This window comes from Hymenobacter fodinae, assembly GCF_004745825.1.
GTDB classification, from domain to species: Bacteria; Bacteroidota; Bacteroidia; order Cytophagales; family Hymenobacteraceae; genus Hymenobacter; species Hymenobacter fodinae.
Window position 1 is genome coordinate 705,450 of sequence record NZ_SRLA01000001.1, and the last position, 14,997, is coordinate 720,446.

The 14,997-nt window shown below is 57.8% G+C and carries 17 protein-coding genes; 8 read left to right on the forward strand and 9 right to left on the reverse strand.

Annotated features, from left to right (window positions below; translation table 11 throughout):
• Window positions 1-25: 25 nt before the first annotated feature.
• From EU556_RS02990 to EU556_RS03005, 4 genes are all read right to left on the reverse strand, one after another.
• On the reverse strand, window positions 26-472 hold the full coding sequence (locus EU556_RS02990) for an META domain-containing protein (protein WP_135430888.1): 447 nt from the start codon (window positions 470-472) through the stop codon (window positions 26-28).
• Between the two features lie 91 nt (window positions 473-563).
• Window positions 564-1,160, reverse strand: coding sequence for a gliding motility protein GldB-related protein (locus tag EU556_RS02995; protein WP_135430890.1), 597 nt, complete (start codon window positions 1,158-1,160; stop codon window positions 564-566).
• Entirely contained in the window at window positions 1,161-1,844 is a 684-nt protein-coding gene (locus EU556_RS03000; protein ID WP_135430892.1) for a TPR end-of-group domain-containing protein, read from the reverse strand.
• Between the two features lie 143 nt (window positions 1,845-1,987).
• Window positions 1,988-2,986, reverse strand: coding sequence for an aldo/keto reductase (locus EU556_RS03005; protein WP_135430894.1), 999 nt, complete (start codon window positions 2,984-2,986; stop codon window positions 1,988-1,990).
• 181 nt (window positions 2,987-3,167) lie between these two features.
• Between EU556_RS03005 and EU556_RS03010 the strand changes: the two genes are divergently transcribed.
• From EU556_RS03010 to EU556_RS03020, 3 genes are all read left to right on the forward strand, one after another.
• A complete protein-coding gene (locus EU556_RS03010; protein WP_210116210.1) occupies window positions 3,168-3,569 on the forward strand; it encodes a hypothetical protein in 402 nt (133 codons plus the stop codon).
• Window positions 3,570-4,082: 513 nt separating this feature from the next.
• Entirely contained in the window at window positions 4,083-5,402 is a 1,320-nt protein-coding gene (locus EU556_RS03015; RefSeq protein WP_135430896.1) for a family 1 glycosylhydrolase, read from the forward strand.
• A gap of 29 nt (window positions 5,403-5,431) precedes the next feature.
• Complete coding sequence (locus EU556_RS03020; protein WP_135430897.1) at window positions 5,432-6,169, forward strand: SDR family NAD(P)-dependent oxidoreductase; 738 nt, start codon at window positions 5,432-5,434, stop codon at window positions 6,167-6,169.
• Between the two features lie 109 nt (window positions 6,170-6,278).
• On the opposite strand, the gene EU556_RS03025 is transcribed toward EU556_RS03020, so the two are convergent.
• The gene (locus EU556_RS03025; protein WP_210116211.1) at window positions 6,279-6,899 is read right to left on the reverse strand and encodes an HAD family hydrolase; all 621 of its coding nucleotides are present in this window, start codon (window positions 6,897-6,899) and stop codon (window positions 6,279-6,281) included.
• A gap of 177 nt (window positions 6,900-7,076) precedes the next feature.
• Here EU556_RS03025 and EU556_RS03030 point away from each other — a divergent pair, with 177 nt between their 5' ends.
• From EU556_RS03030 to EU556_RS03045, 4 genes are all read left to right on the forward strand, one after another.
• Window positions 7,077-7,349: a hypothetical protein gene (locus EU556_RS03030; protein ID WP_135430899.1), complete on the forward strand. Its 273-nt coding sequence runs from the start codon at window positions 7,077-7,079 to the stop codon at window positions 7,347-7,349.
• A 193-nt stretch (window positions 7,350-7,542) separates the two neighbouring features.
• Window positions 7,543-8,148 (forward strand): DUF4136 domain-containing protein, encoded by a 606-nt coding sequence (locus tag EU556_RS03035; RefSeq protein WP_135430900.1) that lies wholly within the window; start codon window positions 7,543-7,545, stop codon window positions 8,146-8,148.
• 174 nt (window positions 8,149-8,322) lie between these two features.
• On the forward strand, window positions 8,323-8,742 hold the full coding sequence (locus EU556_RS03040; protein ID WP_210116212.1) for a hypothetical protein: 420 nt from the start codon (window positions 8,323-8,325) through the stop codon (window positions 8,740-8,742).
• A gap of 339 nt (window positions 8,743-9,081) precedes the next feature.
• Window positions 9,082-9,849, forward strand: a complete 768-nt coding sequence (locus EU556_RS03045) for an energy transducer TonB (protein ID WP_210116213.1) — start codon at window positions 9,082-9,084, stop codon at window positions 9,847-9,849.
• 40 nt (window positions 9,850-9,889) lie between these two features.
• On the opposite strand, the gene EU556_RS03050 is transcribed toward EU556_RS03045, so the two are convergent.
• From EU556_RS03050 to EU556_RS03065, 4 genes are all read right to left on the reverse strand, one after another.
• Window positions 9,890-11,758 (reverse strand): PAS domain-containing sensor histidine kinase, encoded by a 1,869-nt coding sequence (locus tag EU556_RS03050; RefSeq protein ID WP_135430905.1) that lies wholly within the window; start codon window positions 11,756-11,758, stop codon window positions 9,890-9,892.
• A gap of 57 nt (window positions 11,759-11,815) precedes the next feature.
• Entirely contained in the window at window positions 11,816-12,265 is a 450-nt protein-coding gene (locus tag EU556_RS03055; RefSeq protein ID WP_135430907.1) for a BLUF domain-containing protein, read from the reverse strand.
• Between the two features lie 322 nt (window positions 12,266-12,587).
• Window positions 12,588-13,076 carry a hypothetical protein gene (locus EU556_RS03060; protein ID WP_135430909.1) on the reverse strand — a complete coding sequence of 163 codons (489 nt, stop codon included), beginning with the start codon at window positions 13,074-13,076 and terminating at the stop codon, window positions 12,588-12,590.
• Window positions 13,077-13,134: 58 nt separating this feature from the next.
• Window positions 13,135-13,575, reverse strand: a complete 441-nt coding sequence (locus tag EU556_RS03065) for an META domain-containing protein (RefSeq protein WP_135430910.1) — start codon at window positions 13,573-13,575, stop codon at window positions 13,135-13,137.
• A gap of 245 nt (window positions 13,576-13,820) precedes the next feature.
• Here EU556_RS03065 and EU556_RS03070 point away from each other — a divergent pair, with 245 nt between their 5' ends.
• A complete protein-coding gene (locus tag EU556_RS03070) occupies window positions 13,821-14,933 on the forward strand; it encodes an SDR family NAD(P)-dependent oxidoreductase (RefSeq protein ID WP_245327381.1) in 1,113 nt (370 codons plus the stop codon).
• Window positions 14,934-14,997 lie beyond the last annotated feature (64 nt).

Genomic DNA, 14,997 nt, shown 5'->3' on the forward strand with positions numbered 1-14,997 from the left:
TGTGTGGTTTTATAGGCTGACCGGCTTATTCCGTGGGCGTACGGTCTTCAAACACGAGCAGAGGCTTAATGGAGTTCGTAGCGTCGTATAGTCGTAGCTCGCGGCCCTTAATTTCATAGCGCACGGTACGCGGTAAGGCTTCCAGGTACCGGGTTTCTATGTTCAGTGCGCCACAGGAAGTTTTTGTAGACGCCTGCTGGCTAATGGTGAGCAGGCCAGGCTCCTTGCCCAGGGAGAAAGTGCCTCCGAAGGAATTACACGGCCCTAGGCCAGTAGTGCGGTCTACGCCACCCGTAAACTCGATGTAAGAGCGGTAAGTGTCACTGTAGCTAGAAAGCGAAATCGGAAAATCCTCCACCTGCACCAGCATCCAGCGGGTGTTATATAGTGAGGACTCCGGACGATTGTCTTTGCAGCCGGAAACAAGGGGCAGGAACGTAAGGCAGCAAAGCAGAGTAAACAGGTAGCGCATATGGAGGTAGCATAAGAAGGTGGGGTATATAGCTACGGAGCCCACCCACCCCTACATGGTTGCATTGAGCCCAGGTATTCCCACACCCGGCCTAGCGGCTGGCTAGGCGGCTCTCGTAGCCGCTTTGCGCCAGGAAGGCTTTGGCATCCCGGATGGAGAGAATGTCGGTGAGGGCCTGCTTCTTGTCGGTGGCTTGATTGTAGTAGGCTTGGCAGATTTTATAGCCCACGTAGTAGCCCAGGTCGCAGGGCTTTTCGGGGGTTTCCTGGCTGCCGTTAGCAAGCCAGTTGTCGGAGTTGGTGCCCAGCATTTCCTTTTTGAAGTCGGCCCATAACTCTTTTTCGTGGGCATTGCCATAGGTGTGTAGGCGGCGGTTGGCTCCGCCGGGCACACCGGTCACTAGTTCGGAGACAAAGTCGGCCATTCCTTCACTAAGGGCATAGCTAAGCAGGGTGCCATCCTGCGCGCCCTGGTTGCGGTGCACCAGCTCGTGCACCATCAGCTCGGGCATCACGGAGACCGGGGAGCACCGGTTGCGCTGCACCAAGCTCAGTTCCGAGGTGTTCACGCCTGGTCCGTTGGCTACCTGATCGGCCCCAATGAGCAGCCCCGCATCCGACACTGTGCCACCCGATACCCAGCCGCCCACCACAAAGTACACGTTCTGAAAGCGTACCGCCGGATACAACTACTGAAAGCGCTTGAAAGCCGCCACAATCTGAGGCTTTTGCTTGGCAATGGAGAGAGTGGTGGCCTGAATAGACTGGTAGTATTTGGGCCGCTGCAAAATACGCTTAGTAAACGCAGCGTCGTTCTTGATTTTCAGGTTGTAATAGTCCTTCAGGCCCTGCGAGCCTTTATCAAAATACTCGCGTCGAAAAATGGCGCGGGCCTGCGCCGTATCATGCTGTGCAGCGGCGTAGGCCTGCCAGAAATGGTCAATATCCGTCGTGACGAGTTTCACGTCCTGGGGGCGCTTGATCAGCTCTTTGTCCTCCAGCTTGCGGGCTTTGGCTAAGAGCCTAGGCCACTGCTTGTGGCTGTGCAACAAGTTAAGGTCAGAGTCTTCGGCAATGTACTTGGCATCAACGTAGCCCGCCTTAATGGCTTGCTCCAGGTTGGCCAGGGCGTGGGGCGCGTCGTTCTGCAGCCCGTAGTAGCAGGCTATGTTGTAGTAGCTCACGGCCTTGTAGCGCGGCGTGGCCGTGGGCTCTTGCGCTACCAACTGATAAGCCTTGATAGCCTCCGGATAGTTCTTCTGTTTGCTGATCTGCTGAGCGCGCGCAAGTAGGGAATCGGCGCGGGTGGGCGTTTGGGCGAAGGCCGCCGTGCTGGCGGCCAGCAGGCAACAGGAAAGTAGATAGTGTTTCATAGCATCGGCGTGAATAGGTAGATAAAGCGGTCTGCGGAGGCAGATGGATTAGCTGCGCAAAGCGTTGCTCAGAGCATGCAAGCTGCATAAAAAAAGCGCTGCCCAGATAGGCAGCGCTTTTATTTTAAACGCGGAGTAGTGGCCTAGGCCACTTGCTGTTGCAACTGCGCCAGCTGCTGCGAAATGAAGTCAACTTCCTGAGGAGAAAGCTGTACGTCGATGGCGTGGGCGTTCTGCACGGCCTGCTCGGCGTTGCGGGCTCCCACCAGAGCCACCGAAATACCAGGCTGCGCCAGCGTCCAGCGCAGCACCAACTGGCCTAGCGTGGCGTTTTTGCTCTCCGCCATGGGCCGAATCTTATCCAGGAAGGCATTTACGCGCGTTACACTCTCGGGCTTGAACAGCGGGTGGGTAGCGCGCAGGTCGCTGGCCTCAAAGTGCTGACCCGGCTTGATCTTACCCGTAAGCAAGCCCAGCTGCATGGGGCTGTAGGCCAGGATGGCCTTGTTATTCTCTATGCAATACGGCACCACGTCCTTCTCAATGTCGCGGCGCACCATGCTGTAGGGCACTTGGTTAGAGGCTAGGTTTACCACCTTTTCGGCGGTCTGCATTTGCTCCACCGAGTAGTTACTCACGCCTACGGCGCGCACCTTGCCTTGCTCCACCAAGCGGGCTACGGCCTCCATGGTTTCTTCAATGGGCGTGGTCTTGTCGGGCCAGTGAATTTGGTAGAGGTCAATGTAGTCGGTGCCAAGACGGCGCAGGCTATCCTCTACTTCCTTCATGATGCTCTCGGGCGCGGCGTACTTGTACACGTCTAGGTCGTGGCCGTTGTTATCCTTGGTCTTCATGGCGAAGTCGCCTTTGGCCAGGTCCCAGCGCATGCCAAACTTGGTCAATATCTGTACTTTGTCGCGGGGGAGGCTCTTGATGGCTTCGCCCACAATTTCCTCGCTCAAGCCCTGCCCATAAATGGGGGCCGTGTCGATGCTGGTCACGCCCAGGTCATACGAAGCGTGGATGGCGCCCACGGCATCATTTTGCTCGGTGCCGCCCCACATCCAGCCGCCGGCTGCCCAGCTGCCAAACGTAATGCGGGAGACTTGCAGGCCGGAGTTTCCTAATTGAATGTATTCCATGAGTAAAATCGGTACGTAAAGCGGGCCGTGCCCGCCAGTTTGAGGGGAAATAACCGCCCTAGGTGGGCAATGTTGCACTGGCCTAGGCAAGCCACCCATAAGAAAACGGCCGCCTCAGAGCGAGGCGGCCGTTTTACTACACGCTAATTCTAGAGAGCCAGGGGCTTACATAGAGCCGCTAGTGGTCGAAGACGAGCTGGTTTTGGTTTTCTTACCCGTCGATTTTTTGGTCGAGCGGCTGCTGCGGTTCATAGAGCCGGAGCCCGAAGTGGTGCCCATAGTGCTACCCGACGTAGACATGCCCGAGCCAGACGTGCTGCCCGAGGTAGTGGTGCCGGAAGTAGAACCCGAGGTGCTATACGTAGTAGAGCCCGAGGTCGAACCCGACGTAGTGCCCATGGTACCCGACGTGGTACCGGTAGTACCCATGGTGCCGGCCGTAGTGGTGCCTGAAGTCGTGCTTATCGTACCCGAGGTAGTACCCATTGTGCCCGACGTGGTGCCCATCGTGCCTGATGTTGTGCCCGCTGTAGTACCCGAAGTTGTTCGCATGGTGCCGGAAGTAGAGCCGGACGTGCTGTAGGTAGTTGAGCCCGAAGTGGTGCCCGAAGTAGTGCCGGCAGTAGTACCCGAAGTAGTAGTTTGAGCGAAGGCAGAAGTAGCACCTAAAGCGAGAGCAGCGGCGAAAGCAAATGCAGTTTTCATAGGAAGAGTTTTGATGTTGTTGGTAAGAGAGGGAGTATGTGAGCCGCAGGGGCTTGTCCAGTCAATACGGCCGGCTTAGGGAAGTGTTATAGCCGAACTGCAAGATGGGTTTATATATAACCTATTGAATATCAGATGTCGCTTGCTGGTGCCCGTAACGCAAGCGGCTTGAAATAAGCCTTTTTAGCCTGCTTTCGGGCTTCTGCTGGCGTTAGCTCTTACCTGCGCTCGGGTACGAAAGCAGCATGGTGTAAAATTCTGTTCTACTGCATTATATGCGTCTACGCAGAACATCCGGTCAAACTTCAGAGTAAGCTCATCCTAACGGTGGAGCTTTGCCTGGCCCACCGTACATAGTCCTGATTTTCTCCTCACCTCCCACTTCTTCCGCATGAAACCCCACTTCATTTTCGCCACCGGTATTGAAAACAGTTATCCAACAATTCAGAACGGGCGGGTGCGGATGGATGAAATGGAGAAGTGCGGCCACTACAAGTTCTGGCAGAAGGATTTTGACCTGGTAGAGGAGCTCGGAATTTGCTTTCTGCGCTACGGGCCGCCTATTCATACCACGTGGCTGGGCGCTGGTAAATACGACTGGAGTTTTGCCGACGAAACCTTCCGCGACCTGTACCGGCGCAATATTGCCCCCATCGTGGACCTATGCCACTTTGGGGTGCCCGACTGGGTAGGGAATTTTCAGAACCCCGATTTTCCGGAGCTATTTGCGCAGTACGCCCGCGACTTTGCCGCTCGCTTCCCGTGGGTGCAGCTCTACACACCCGTCAATGAAATGTACATCTGCGCCGAGTTTTCGGCGTTGTATGGCTGGTGGAACGAGCAGCTGCGCTCAGACGAAGCCTTCGTGACAGCCCTTAAACACATTGTGAAAGCCAATGTGCTGGCCATGAAATCCATTGCCGAGGTGCGCCCCGATGCGCTGTTCATCCAGAGCGAGTCGTCGGAGTACTTCCACGCCGAGAACCCCGCTGCCATCCGGCCCGCCGAGCTGATGAACTCCAAGCGGTTTCTGTCCCTCGACCTCAACTACGGCCGGCGTGTGGACTCCGAGATGTACGAATACCTGATGGACAACGGCATGACGCGCGAGGAGTACCACTTCTTCCTGCACAACCGCCTCAAGCACCAGTGCATCATGGGCAACGACTACTACAAGACCAACGAGCACCGCGTAAAGGCCGATGGCAGCACTAGTGCCTCGGGGGAGGTGTTTGGCTACCATGTCATTACGCGCCAGTACCATGACCGGTACCGTCTGCCCGTAATGCACACCGAAACCAACATGTGGCAGGGACCCTGCGGCGACGAAGCCGTGAACTGGCTCTGGAAGGAGTGGGCCAACGTGCTGCGAGTACGCAACGACGGGGTGCCCATTGTGGGTTTCACCTGGTATTCCCTCACCGACCAGGTAGACTGGGATACAGCCCTGCGCGAGAACAACGGCATCGTGAACCCCCTAGGCCTCTACGACCTCGACCGCAACATTCGGCCGGTGGGGGAGGCCTACAAGCAACTCATTCAGGACTGGCGGCAGGTGTTGCCGGCGCAGAGCATTTGCTTGCAGGTACCCATTGTGATGCCCAATGATAGCCAGGACGACTGGGCCGAAGACAAGAAAACGGAGGCCAAGCAAGCCAGTCAAGACGCCTCTACCACTGCCGCCAACACGCCCTCCCCGGCTTCCCTGTAAGTATTCGTTTTTCCAACAACCCCTCCCTCATGCGTTTTCAAGATAAAGTAGCCCTCATCACGGGCGGAGCCAGCGGAATAGGCCTAGCCACTGCCAAGCGCCTAGCCAGCGAAGGTGCCCGCATAGTGCTAGTAGATCTAAGCCAGGAAAACCTCAACAAGGCCCTCCCGCTGGTGAAGGCCGCCGGCGCCCCCGAGGCCTGGGGCAGCGTGTGCAACGTGTCGGTTGAGGCGCAGGTAGAAGCCTCCGTGAAAGAAGCCTTCGACAAGTTTGGCCGCCTGGATGTGATAGTGAATAACGCAGGCCTGATGCAGTTTAAGCCACTGGAAGAACTCACGGGCGAGGACTGGCTGCGCATTCTGAACGTAGACCTGCTGGGTGCATTTTACTTCATCAAGCAGGCGTTTTTGCACATGAAGCCGGGCGGCAGTATCGTAAACGTGTCGAGCATTCATGCCGTTGAAACCAGCCCGCTCGTAGCGCCCTACGCCGCTGCCAAAGCCGCCGTAAACTCCCTAACCCGCTCGGCGGCGCTGGAAGGCAAGCCCAAAGGCCTGCGCATAAACTCCGTGCTGCCCGGCGCCATTGATACTCCCATGCTCTGGGAAAACCCCAATGTGAAGTCGGGGGTGGAAAAGATTGACCGCGCCGATGTGGGCCGCGCCGAAGACATTGCCGCCCTCATTGCCTATTTGGCCTCCGATGATGCGGCTTTTGTGCAAGGGGCAGAAATACGGGCCGATGGCGGCCGCCTCGACCGGCTCTAGGCCACTGCTCAGTAATTCAGTAATAAAGAAAGGCCCTCGTGCTTCTACCAAAGTTTACTGGTTGAAGCACGAGGGCCTTTCTTGCATGTTCTTGCGTCAGCTAACCGGCCTAGGCCAGTACTTGCAGGGCTACCAGCTCGGTGCGCAGCTGCTCCGGCGACTGAAAGTGCACGGTGTGCAGGCCTACTGCTTCGGCCGCGTGAATATTTCGCTCGTTGTCGTCGATGAACACGGCCTGGCTGGGGTCAACCTGGTAGCGCGTGAGCAGGGTGTGGTAGAAATCGGGGAAGGGCTTGCGCGACTTCTCCGTGCCCGACACCACAATGCCCTCAAACCAGTGCAGAAACTCAAACTGTTCCAGCGCAATCGGGAACGTCTCTTCCGACCAGTTGGTGAGGGCATACAGCCGGTAGCGCCCACTGTCGCGCAGCTCCGTCAGGATATCCACGGTGCCCTGAATGGCGCCGCCCAGCATCTCGGGCCAGCGGCCGTAGAAATGCTCAATCAGCTCGCGGTGTTCGGGGTGCTTGGCTACCAGCAGGGCCGTGCCCTCGGCAATGGTGCGGCCGGCGTCCTGCTCCTCGTTCCAGTCGGGGGTGGTAACGGTGCTCAGGAAGGATTCCATTTCCTGTTCATCCGTGAAAAGCTGCTTGTAGAGGTAGCGCGGGTTCCAGTCGATGAGCACGCCGCCGAGGTCGAAAACAATGGTGGTAATGGGAGAGGAAGACATAAGGCAGAAAACGACAAATACTGATGGGCACCAACTGTGCGGGAAGTGGCCTAGCCGGCACGTTAGCCACAAAAGAAGCAAAACCGCGGTAGAAAGACAGGCCTAGCCCTGCATCCTCATGTTAACACTCTGTTTTCTTTCTGCGTAGGAACGAGCTGTACTTCACCCCCGATACGCATGGCTCAACAGCAAAACTCAACCGGCAGCTCCGACTGGAGCTCTCCCGGCGGCCTCTCGCCCATCCCGAAGGAAGAGCTGCACCGCCTCCTCGACGAGGAAAACATTGAAGAAAAAGACCTGGCGAAAAAGGTGAAACACCTGGCCGACAGCATCCGCGAAACCTACGAGAAAGTGTCGGGCGAGAAGCTGAAGCCCGCCGACATGGAGCCCTTCCGGGAACTGGTGCAGCGGGAAGCCGAAGGCTATCTGGCCCGCCGCCCACACGTGTAGGCCACACCCGCCCGGCAGGCCGCAGGTGGCTAAGTAGCTCAGCTAAAAGGCACTGCTTTGGGGCCGCTACAGCAGGTGCCACCGTAACCTAGCCGCGGCAAGCGAGTATTAGAAGAAGGCTTGGCAGCTACCACCTTGCGTGGGGCAGCAGGGCCTTCTTCTGTTTTTATCCGTTCTCCTCACCACCTTTTCTATGAAAACTACTTTGTATGCGGCCCTGCTGCTACTCATTGGGCTGCTTAGCAGTTGCTCGTCGCCGGTTGCCGTGCAACAAAAGCCCGGCGTCGATTTTAGCCGGTACCGCACCTACGATTGGGCTAAGACCGACGTTAAGTCGGCCGACTCCCAGAACCCCATTTACAAAAGCTCCCTCAACGACGAGATGATTCAGAATGCCATCAATACTGAGATGGCCAAACGAGGCATCCGGCAGGTGCAGGGCAATGCCAAACCCGATTTCTACCTGACTTATCACCTCTACATTGAGGAGGCCGAGCGGCAGGTGGCTAACCCGCCCGCACCCGGCTACGCTTTCCCGTATGCCATGTCGTACCGGGGGCGGTTTCTGCCCATCAACTACGGCTATTGGTACACTACTCCTTACTACAACACCGGCTACCGCACCGAAACCTACCAGGAAGGCACTATGATTCTGGACGTGGTAGATGCCCGCAGCCATAACTTGGTGTGGCGCGGCTCCATGGCCGACCCCGTTGGCAACCCCGCCCGCATAGGTGAGGAATTTGCCAAAGCCTCCAAAGACATTCTGGACAAGTTTCCGGTAGAGGAGAAAAAATAACCCTGCCCCAACCACCCTACAAAAGCCCCATCTGCACTCCAGATGGGGCTTTTGCCGTTAATGGCGGCCTGCTACGAAGAGTAGGACTTTTAGTGACCTATGTTAACTTATTGAGTAATTGTCGTCAAAAGAAAGACCTTCGGCGCGCAGTGTGTATCTTGAACTATGCAGCTATTGGCCCATACTCCTTGCTTACGTGTTCTCTACGACGACCAGCATCAGTGGCTGTACGCGCAGTGGTACGGGCGGCTGAACGAGGCCGTGGCCAAAGAAGGGTGCGCTCTGTTGCTCGAACACCAGCGGGCCCAACGAACCACCAAGCTGCTCAATGATAACATTCTCATTACGCACCCCTGGGCTGAGGGTATTAGCTGGGGCGCCCGGGAGTGGTTGCCCGCCATGGCCACAGCCGGCCTGCGCTACTTGGCGTGGGTGTACTCGCCCCATCTGCTGAGTCGGATGGTGTTCGATCAGTCACAGCTGGATGTGGTGTTTCCCATGGCGGCGGCTTTCGATGACGTGGCGCAGGCAGTGGAGTGGCTGCAAAACCAGCAGCCCGAGGTGGGTGCCGCTCTTTCTAGTCGGCAGTGGTAAGCGGCTAGGCCAGTATTTGGCAAACGCCCGGCGTGGCCTAGGCCACTCGCCCCAACCAACTCATTTCCTCACTGCGGTTTTGCGGCTCAGTTGTGCGTGCGGCTAGTGGTAAGCATGCCCGTACACTCCAGTTTACTGCCTGCTGAGGAAGGGTGGTTGACTTTGTTTTGTTATATTTACTGTAATTTGCTGTACTGGGCTGCAATTGGGCCCAGTTGTGTTGATTTCATCTATTTCAGAAAGCTGCAGCTTGTAAGTCGAGTTGGTATGAAAGAATTTTTACTTGCACTATTTCGGAGCAGCCTGGCTTTTTTACTACTAGTTGCTCCCACATTGGGCTTGAGCCAGCAGGTACAGAAAGTGGTAGTTGCGCATCAGAACCCATGGTACAAGGAGGAGTACTCCGTGCTAACCAACAACAAAACCGTGAAGCAGGGGCCGTACCAGAAGTCGATCGGCAAAAACAACCTGCCGCTGGTTCGTGGCTTCTACAGCAAAGGGCAAAAAGACAGCACCTGGACCACCTTCTACGCCGATGGGGAAACCTTGCGAGAGCGGGGCGCATATGAGCAGGATCAGCGAGTAGGAATGTGGGAGTTCTACACGCCCACGGGCACACTAGCGCAGAACTACGATTACACGTACCGGCAGGTGCTGTTCAGCAAGCCCATAACCAACGACAAGTGCGTGTTTAAGGTGTGGAGCGCAGAAGACGACTGCCGCGACACGCTGCAGCTGGAAAGAAAGCCCGTGTACATTGGCGGCCTTGAGGCTATGCAGAGCGTTTTGCAAGAAAACCTGAAGTACCCGGTGCAAGCGCTGCAACGCCGCATCAGTGGCACAGCCAAAGTAGCCTTCCTGATTGATGCCGAGGGCAACACCTCTGAGTACCGCGTGGTGAAGAAGCTGGGCAGCGGCTGCGATGCTGAGGCCCTGCGCCTAGCGAAGCTGCTACCCGCCACCTGGGTGCCCGCCCGCCTAGATGGGCGGGCCGTGACGGTGGTGTGCGAGTTGCCGGTAGTATTTGCCCTACCTACGCCGGCGCAGAAAAGCCCGCCAAGTAAGAGCGCTAAGCGCAAATACGTAGCTCGTTCTTCGACTCGGTAAGGCTTTTTACGCTGCTTTCACTTGTGCGCCAAGCTGGTGGCTACTCAAACCAGTGAACGGTGAAGGTGGTACCCTGGCCTACGGTGCTGGTAACTTCCAGGTGGCCGCCCCGGCTGTCGAGGATGCGCTGCACTAGGTAGAGACCCACGCCAGCTCCAGGCACTTGCGGGTTTTGGCGCTCAAATAGTTGGAAGAACGTGGCAGGGTCTTGGCGGAGCTCCATGCCCACTCCATTATCCTGCACGGTAAGCTGGGGCTGCCCGGCCTCCGAGATTGAGCTGATAATCTGCACGTGAGCGGGGCGGTTGGGGTCGGCAAACTTAAGGGCATTGCTGAGCAGGTTGTGTAGCACGCTGCGCAGGTTGGCACGGCCGTACACTAGGGTGGGAGCGGCACTCAGCTCCAAATCAATAGTTGCCTTTACTTCCTGTACTTGAGTGCGTAGGCCTAGTAGTACTTCCTCTAGCACGCTTCGCAAATCCAGGTTCTCGGTGGGGGCGGCTAGCTCCCGCTGGTCTTGCACGGTGGCAGCTAGCTCCTGCAGGGTGCCATCAAGCTGGCTCAAGGCCTCATCTACCATTGCCAATAGCTGCTCCTGCTCGGGGTCCTGGAAGGTAGCAGTGCGGCGCAACTCCTCAAACAAGCCGCGCAGGTTAAACAAGGGCTGCTTCAGGTCGTGGGAGGCCGTGTACACAAAGGTGTCCAAGTCGCGGTTGGTGCGGGCCAGCTCATCGTACTGGGTCTGCAGTACTTCGCGCAGGCGGTGCTGGTCATCCACATCCGTGCAGGCCCCAAACCACCGCAGGCCCCGAGAATCGGCCAGCTGCCGCGCCCTAATGATGTGCCACCGGTACTGCCCATCGTGGCGGCGCATCCGGTAAAGGCCCTCATAATCGTCGCCGGAAGCTACCGAATGCACCCAGCGGCGGGCGGCGGCGGCTTGTTCAGAAGAGTCGAGTAGGGCCACCCAACCAGTAGGGCCTAGCTCCTGGGCCGATAGTCCGGTGTAGTCGCCGGTGTGCTGATTGTAGTAATCAATGAACCCTTCGGCCGTTGCCGTCCAGATCAGCTGCGGAATACTGTCGGCCAGGAAACGCAGCTCGGCTTCGCCACGGCGCAGTACCTCCGATAGCTCCCGCTGGTCGTGTACTTCCGTTACGGCTCCGTGCCAGAATACGGGTTTATCGGGGGCGTGCAGCTCGGGCAGAGCGCGGCTAAGCATCCAGCGGTATTGCCCATCGTGGCGGCGCAAGCGGTACTCAAAACTCCAGCCCACGCCGGCGGCCCGGGCCGCATCGGCATGGTAGAGCGCCCGCAGGCGGTCATCCGGATGAATAAGCAGCGGCCAAATGGCATTAAGGTCGGCGGTGGGGGGCTGGCCCGTAAAGTAGTACCACTGAGGACTCACGTACTCATACTGCCCTTCCGCATCCACCGTGAACGTAATCTGGGGGGCGGTTTCCGTGAGCACCCGCAGGCGGGCATCGAGCCGCCGCGTTTCCAGCGAAAGCTCGTGGGCCCGTTGGCGCGCTTCTTCCTGCCCGGTAACATCCACGGCAAACAGCAGCAAGCCTTGTGGCTGGTCGTTTTCGTCGTGCAAGGGCTCCAGCGCCAGGTCGAAATAGCGCTTCGTAGCCGTGGCGTTGGGTAGCTCGGGGTCCGAGGAAGCAAAGGGGTAGGCTTTGGCCACGTAAGGCCGGCCCGACAAGTACACCTGCTGCATCACCTCCAGTAAATCGGCCGCTAGGCCACCGCGGTGCTCGGCCAGCGGCTCGCCGGTGGGGGTGTGGCCGCCAAGCAGCGCCTGCATAGCTTCATTCACAAACCCGTAGCGTAGCTCCGGCCCCAGAAGGGTAGCAATGCCCGCGGGCATGTGCCGAAGGATACTCTGAAGCTGATGATCGTGCATGAAAAGGAAAGCAGGGAAGGAGCGCTGCCGCAGGAGGCGTGAGTAGAAGCGAGAGGCCTAGGCCAGGTTAGGCGAAGGAGTGGTAGGCGTGTTGGCCCCAAATACTGCCTGGCGGACCAGATCTACCAGTAGGGCGTCGGCAATGGTGAGCGTTTCGGGAGTGGGCGGCACTTGATTGGGCAGCAGGAAACCCTCTAGCGCCGTAAAGCCTTCAGACTCTAACGGGTGGAAAGCCATTGACCAGTTAGAGAAGCTACGGCCCGGAATGGGCTTGTCTACCAGCTTCGTGACGTGCGAGTGCCGGCCGTCGCGGGCAATCCGCTCGAAAAGTGGCTCAATTATGCTTGGGTCACCTTCAATCAGCTGCGCAATGTTGCCGTGGCTATAGAATAGCACGCCCGTAACGTTGTGCCGGGCATTGTCGCGGCGACACTGGTCCAGCAATTCCTGTAAATCTTGGTCAGAGAGGGGTCTGACCGCCCGGCTCATATATACAATGTGATTCATGCGGTACTGTAATGCGGCGTGCTGTGTACTAACGGTTACCGCTGTGCTCAGACGGTGTGCGCTCTAAACACCAAGGTAGAAGAGGGAAGTACGGAAAGTAGAACGGTAGTGGTTGTTTATGGTTGAGGTTATGAGCGCTACGCCGTCGCAAGGTACGTACGAAGACTTTCCCAGCGGACCAGCAACACACTCAGAAACAACAGCGAAACTACATAAGTTAAGCAGAACAATTAGTTTGCCAGCCCGGGCCCCACCAGTAGTTTTGGTAGGCCAGTTGAGCCTGGTCAGGTGCCCCTAGGCGGTATCGCAAAAATAGGCGGGGCTACAGCACATGTAGCCCGTAGGCCAGAGCCAGCTCCGCAAAAACAATGGGGGAGCGGTCATCTAGGAAGTAGACGCTCACGTTCAAATCGTACGCACTGCATAGTAGCATGTGCATACTCGGGATATACAGCGTAAAGGGTGTTTGCTCGCGTAGGCCACTTGTACTCACTGCAATAAACTCCGCCCAGCTCACCAACGGCCGCACTGTGCCATCGGCAGGGTGCACAAAAAGTATCTCGTTGCCACGAAACAGTGAGGCCAGCAGATGCACAAAACGCTCTTCCTCGCGCAGATAGAAGCGGTAATCTTGCAAGGAACTGAGGGTGGCAAAGCTCAGGGTAGCTTCCTCCGCTTCTTCCTCACTGAGCCAATGGTCGTGCAGGGAAAGGGTGCGCCGCTGTATGCCCGGCTGGGGCAGCAGCTCACCATGCGCAGCCAGTTGCTGAAGAAGCTGTAGCGCAGGAGAATCAGGCGGAGGGGAAGGCATGGCAGTTTTCCTACGTATGCTGGCTCTTCGGCGAGCGGCACTGGCCTAGGCCTACCGGCTAATGGGCCCGCTCAAAAACGAGCCTAGGGGTCAGGGAGTTGTCGGGCCCGAAGAGGCGAAGTTGCTCCCCTTTGATTTCGTAGCGCGAGGTGCGAGGGAGCGCGCTCAAGTAGCGCATTTCAAGGAGTTGCGCGGGGCAAGCGGCTTTGGTAGAGGCCTGCTCGCTGAAGGTAAGTGTACCAGAAGCACTACCCAGAGCATAAGTACCACCAAATGAATTGCAGGAAGCCAGGCCTTCGGTTTTACGCGTGTCGCTGGCCAGCAGCAAGTAAGCCCGGTTGGCATCGGAAGAACTGGCAGCAGTTAAAGGAGTTTCCTCTACCTGCACCAGCAGCCAGCGGGTGTCTTCGAGCTGCGCGGCCGGTGGAGGAGTATCATTATCGGGCTGGCAACCAGCGAGCAAACCAAGGGTAAATAGAGTAAGGATAGCTAAGCGCATAAACGGAGGGTAGGACAAATGGCGCAGGTACAAAATAGAGAGAGGGTCCGGTAAAATGGTTGCACGAGTGGATTAACCACTGGGGCCACAAATACCCGGTTAAGAGCAGACGAGCAGGGTTGCCAACTGAACCGGTAGCAGGACCATACTGCTTAGAAAAGGGCTTTTTGAGCAAGCTGAGCAATATCTAGGCCAGTAAGGCGCGCGTATGGGAAGAAGTGTAGTCACCCGTGAGCTTAATTTGTATGGCACCTATCCTACTTCACCAATTGGTTGAAAATACTCCATCGGCTTCTCGGCGGGGTCAGTGCTGGCGCTGCACTAGCATGGCTAGGCCACTAGGGCTGCTACTGCTGCTGGTAGGCTTACTGCAGAGCTGCGCCACCGCCAAGCTAGGAGCTAGTGGGCAAAAGAAGGTGCAGGGCAAAACGTACGTCATCATTGGCGCTTCCAGCGGATTTGGCCGCGGCATGGCCGAGCAACTCGGCACTATGAAAGCCAACGTGGTATTGGCGGCCCGCCGCGCCGAGGTGCTGGAAGAAGTGGCTGATAAAATCAGGGCGGCGGGCGGCACGGCCCTGGTAGTGCCCACCGACATTAGTCAGCCCGAGCAGGTGCAGCGCCTAGCCGATGCGGCTATGCAGAAGTACGGCCGCGTTGATGTGTGGGTGAACGATGTGGGCGTGGGCGGTATCGGGCGCTTCTGGGAAATGCCGCTGGCTGATTACTCGCGCATGATTGATGTGAACCTGAAGGGCATTGTGTACGGCAGCCAGGTGGCCATTAAGCTGTTTCGGGAACAGGGCCGGGGCGTGCTCATGAACCTGGGCTCGGTGGAAAGCCATGTGCCCCTGGCCTACCACGCCGTGTACGCCTCCACCAAAGGCGCCATCAAAAACCTCGACCAGGCCCTCAACCAAGAGCTACGCCTGAGTGGGTACAAGAACATTGAGGTAGTAACTATTGAGCCTTGGGCCGTGGATACGCCCTTCTGGGGCCACGCCGCCAACTACAGCGGAGGCACGCCACGCATGGCCGCCATGGACCCGCCCTCCAAAGTGGTAAATGCCATGGTGCGCTCGTCGGTGCGGCCGCGGCAGGAGCTGCCCGTAGGCTGGAAGGCCCGCGGAGCCGTAACCTCGCACCGGGTGCTGCCCCACTTTACGGAGCGCATTTCGGGCAACATTGCCCACCGCTACCAAATTAAAACTGCCCCGCCGGCCCCGGCTACTACGGGCGCTGTGCATCAGCCCATGGCCACGGGCCGCGGCGTAGACGACGGGGTGCGCCAGCGCATGAAGGAAGAAAAGCGGCAACGCAAGCAACTGAAACGCACCGGTGCCGCTGCCGCCCGCTAGGCCAGTATAGAACAAGCAACAGCGGCCCGGTGTAAAGGCATGCTAGTCTTTACACCGGGCCGCT

What these genes read in the sequence shown, in the direction of transcription:
- EU556_RS03000 (WP_135430892.1), bottom strand. Translation starts at nt 1,844, where the DNA reads ATGAAACACTATCTACTTTCCTGTTGCCTGCTGGCCGCCAGCACGGCG.
- EU556_RS03025 (WP_210116211.1), bottom strand. Translation starts at nt 6,899, where the DNA reads ATGTCTTCCTCTCCCATTACCACCATTGTTTTCGACCTCGGCGGCGTG.
- EU556_RS03030 (WP_135430899.1), top strand. Translation starts at nt 7,077, where the DNA reads ATGGCTCAACAGCAAAACTCAACCGGCAGCTCCGACTGGAGCTCTCCC.
- EU556_RS03055 (WP_135430907.1), bottom strand. Translation starts at nt 12,265, where the DNA reads ATGAATCACATTGTATATATGAGCCGGGCGGTCAGACCCCTCTCTGAC.
- EU556_RS03005 (WP_135430894.1), bottom strand. Translation starts at nt 2,986, where the DNA reads ATGGAATACATTCAATTAGGAAACTCCGGCCTGCAAGTCTCCCGCATT.
- EU556_RS03015 (WP_135430896.1), top strand. Translation starts at nt 4,083, where the DNA reads ATGAAACCCCACTTCATTTTCGCCACCGGTATTGAAAACAGTTATCCA.
- EU556_RS03050 (WP_135430905.1), bottom strand. Translation starts at nt 11,758, where the DNA reads ATGCACGATCATCAGCTTCAGAGTATCCTTCGGCACATGCCCGCGGGC.
- EU556_RS03035 (WP_135430900.1), top strand. Translation starts at nt 7,543, where the DNA reads ATGAAAACTACTTTGTATGCGGCCCTGCTGCTACTCATTGGGCTGCTT.
- EU556_RS03065 (WP_135430910.1), bottom strand. Translation starts at nt 13,575, where the DNA reads ATGCGCTTAGCTATCCTTACTCTATTTACCCTTGGTTTGCTCGCTGGT.
- EU556_RS03070 (WP_245327381.1), top strand. Translation starts at nt 13,821, where the DNA reads ATGGCACCTATCCTACTTCACCAATTGGTTGAAAATACTCCATCGGCT.
- EU556_RS03060 (WP_135430909.1), bottom strand. Translation starts at nt 13,076, where the DNA reads ATGCCTTCCCCTCCGCCTGATTCTCCTGCGCTACAGCTTCTTCAGCAA.
- EU556_RS03020 (WP_135430897.1), top strand. Translation starts at nt 5,432, where the DNA reads ATGCGTTTTCAAGATAAAGTAGCCCTCATCACGGGCGGAGCCAGCGGA.
- EU556_RS02990 (WP_135430888.1), bottom strand. Translation starts at nt 472, where the DNA reads ATGCGCTACCTGTTTACTCTGCTTTGCTGCCTTACGTTCCTGCCCCTT.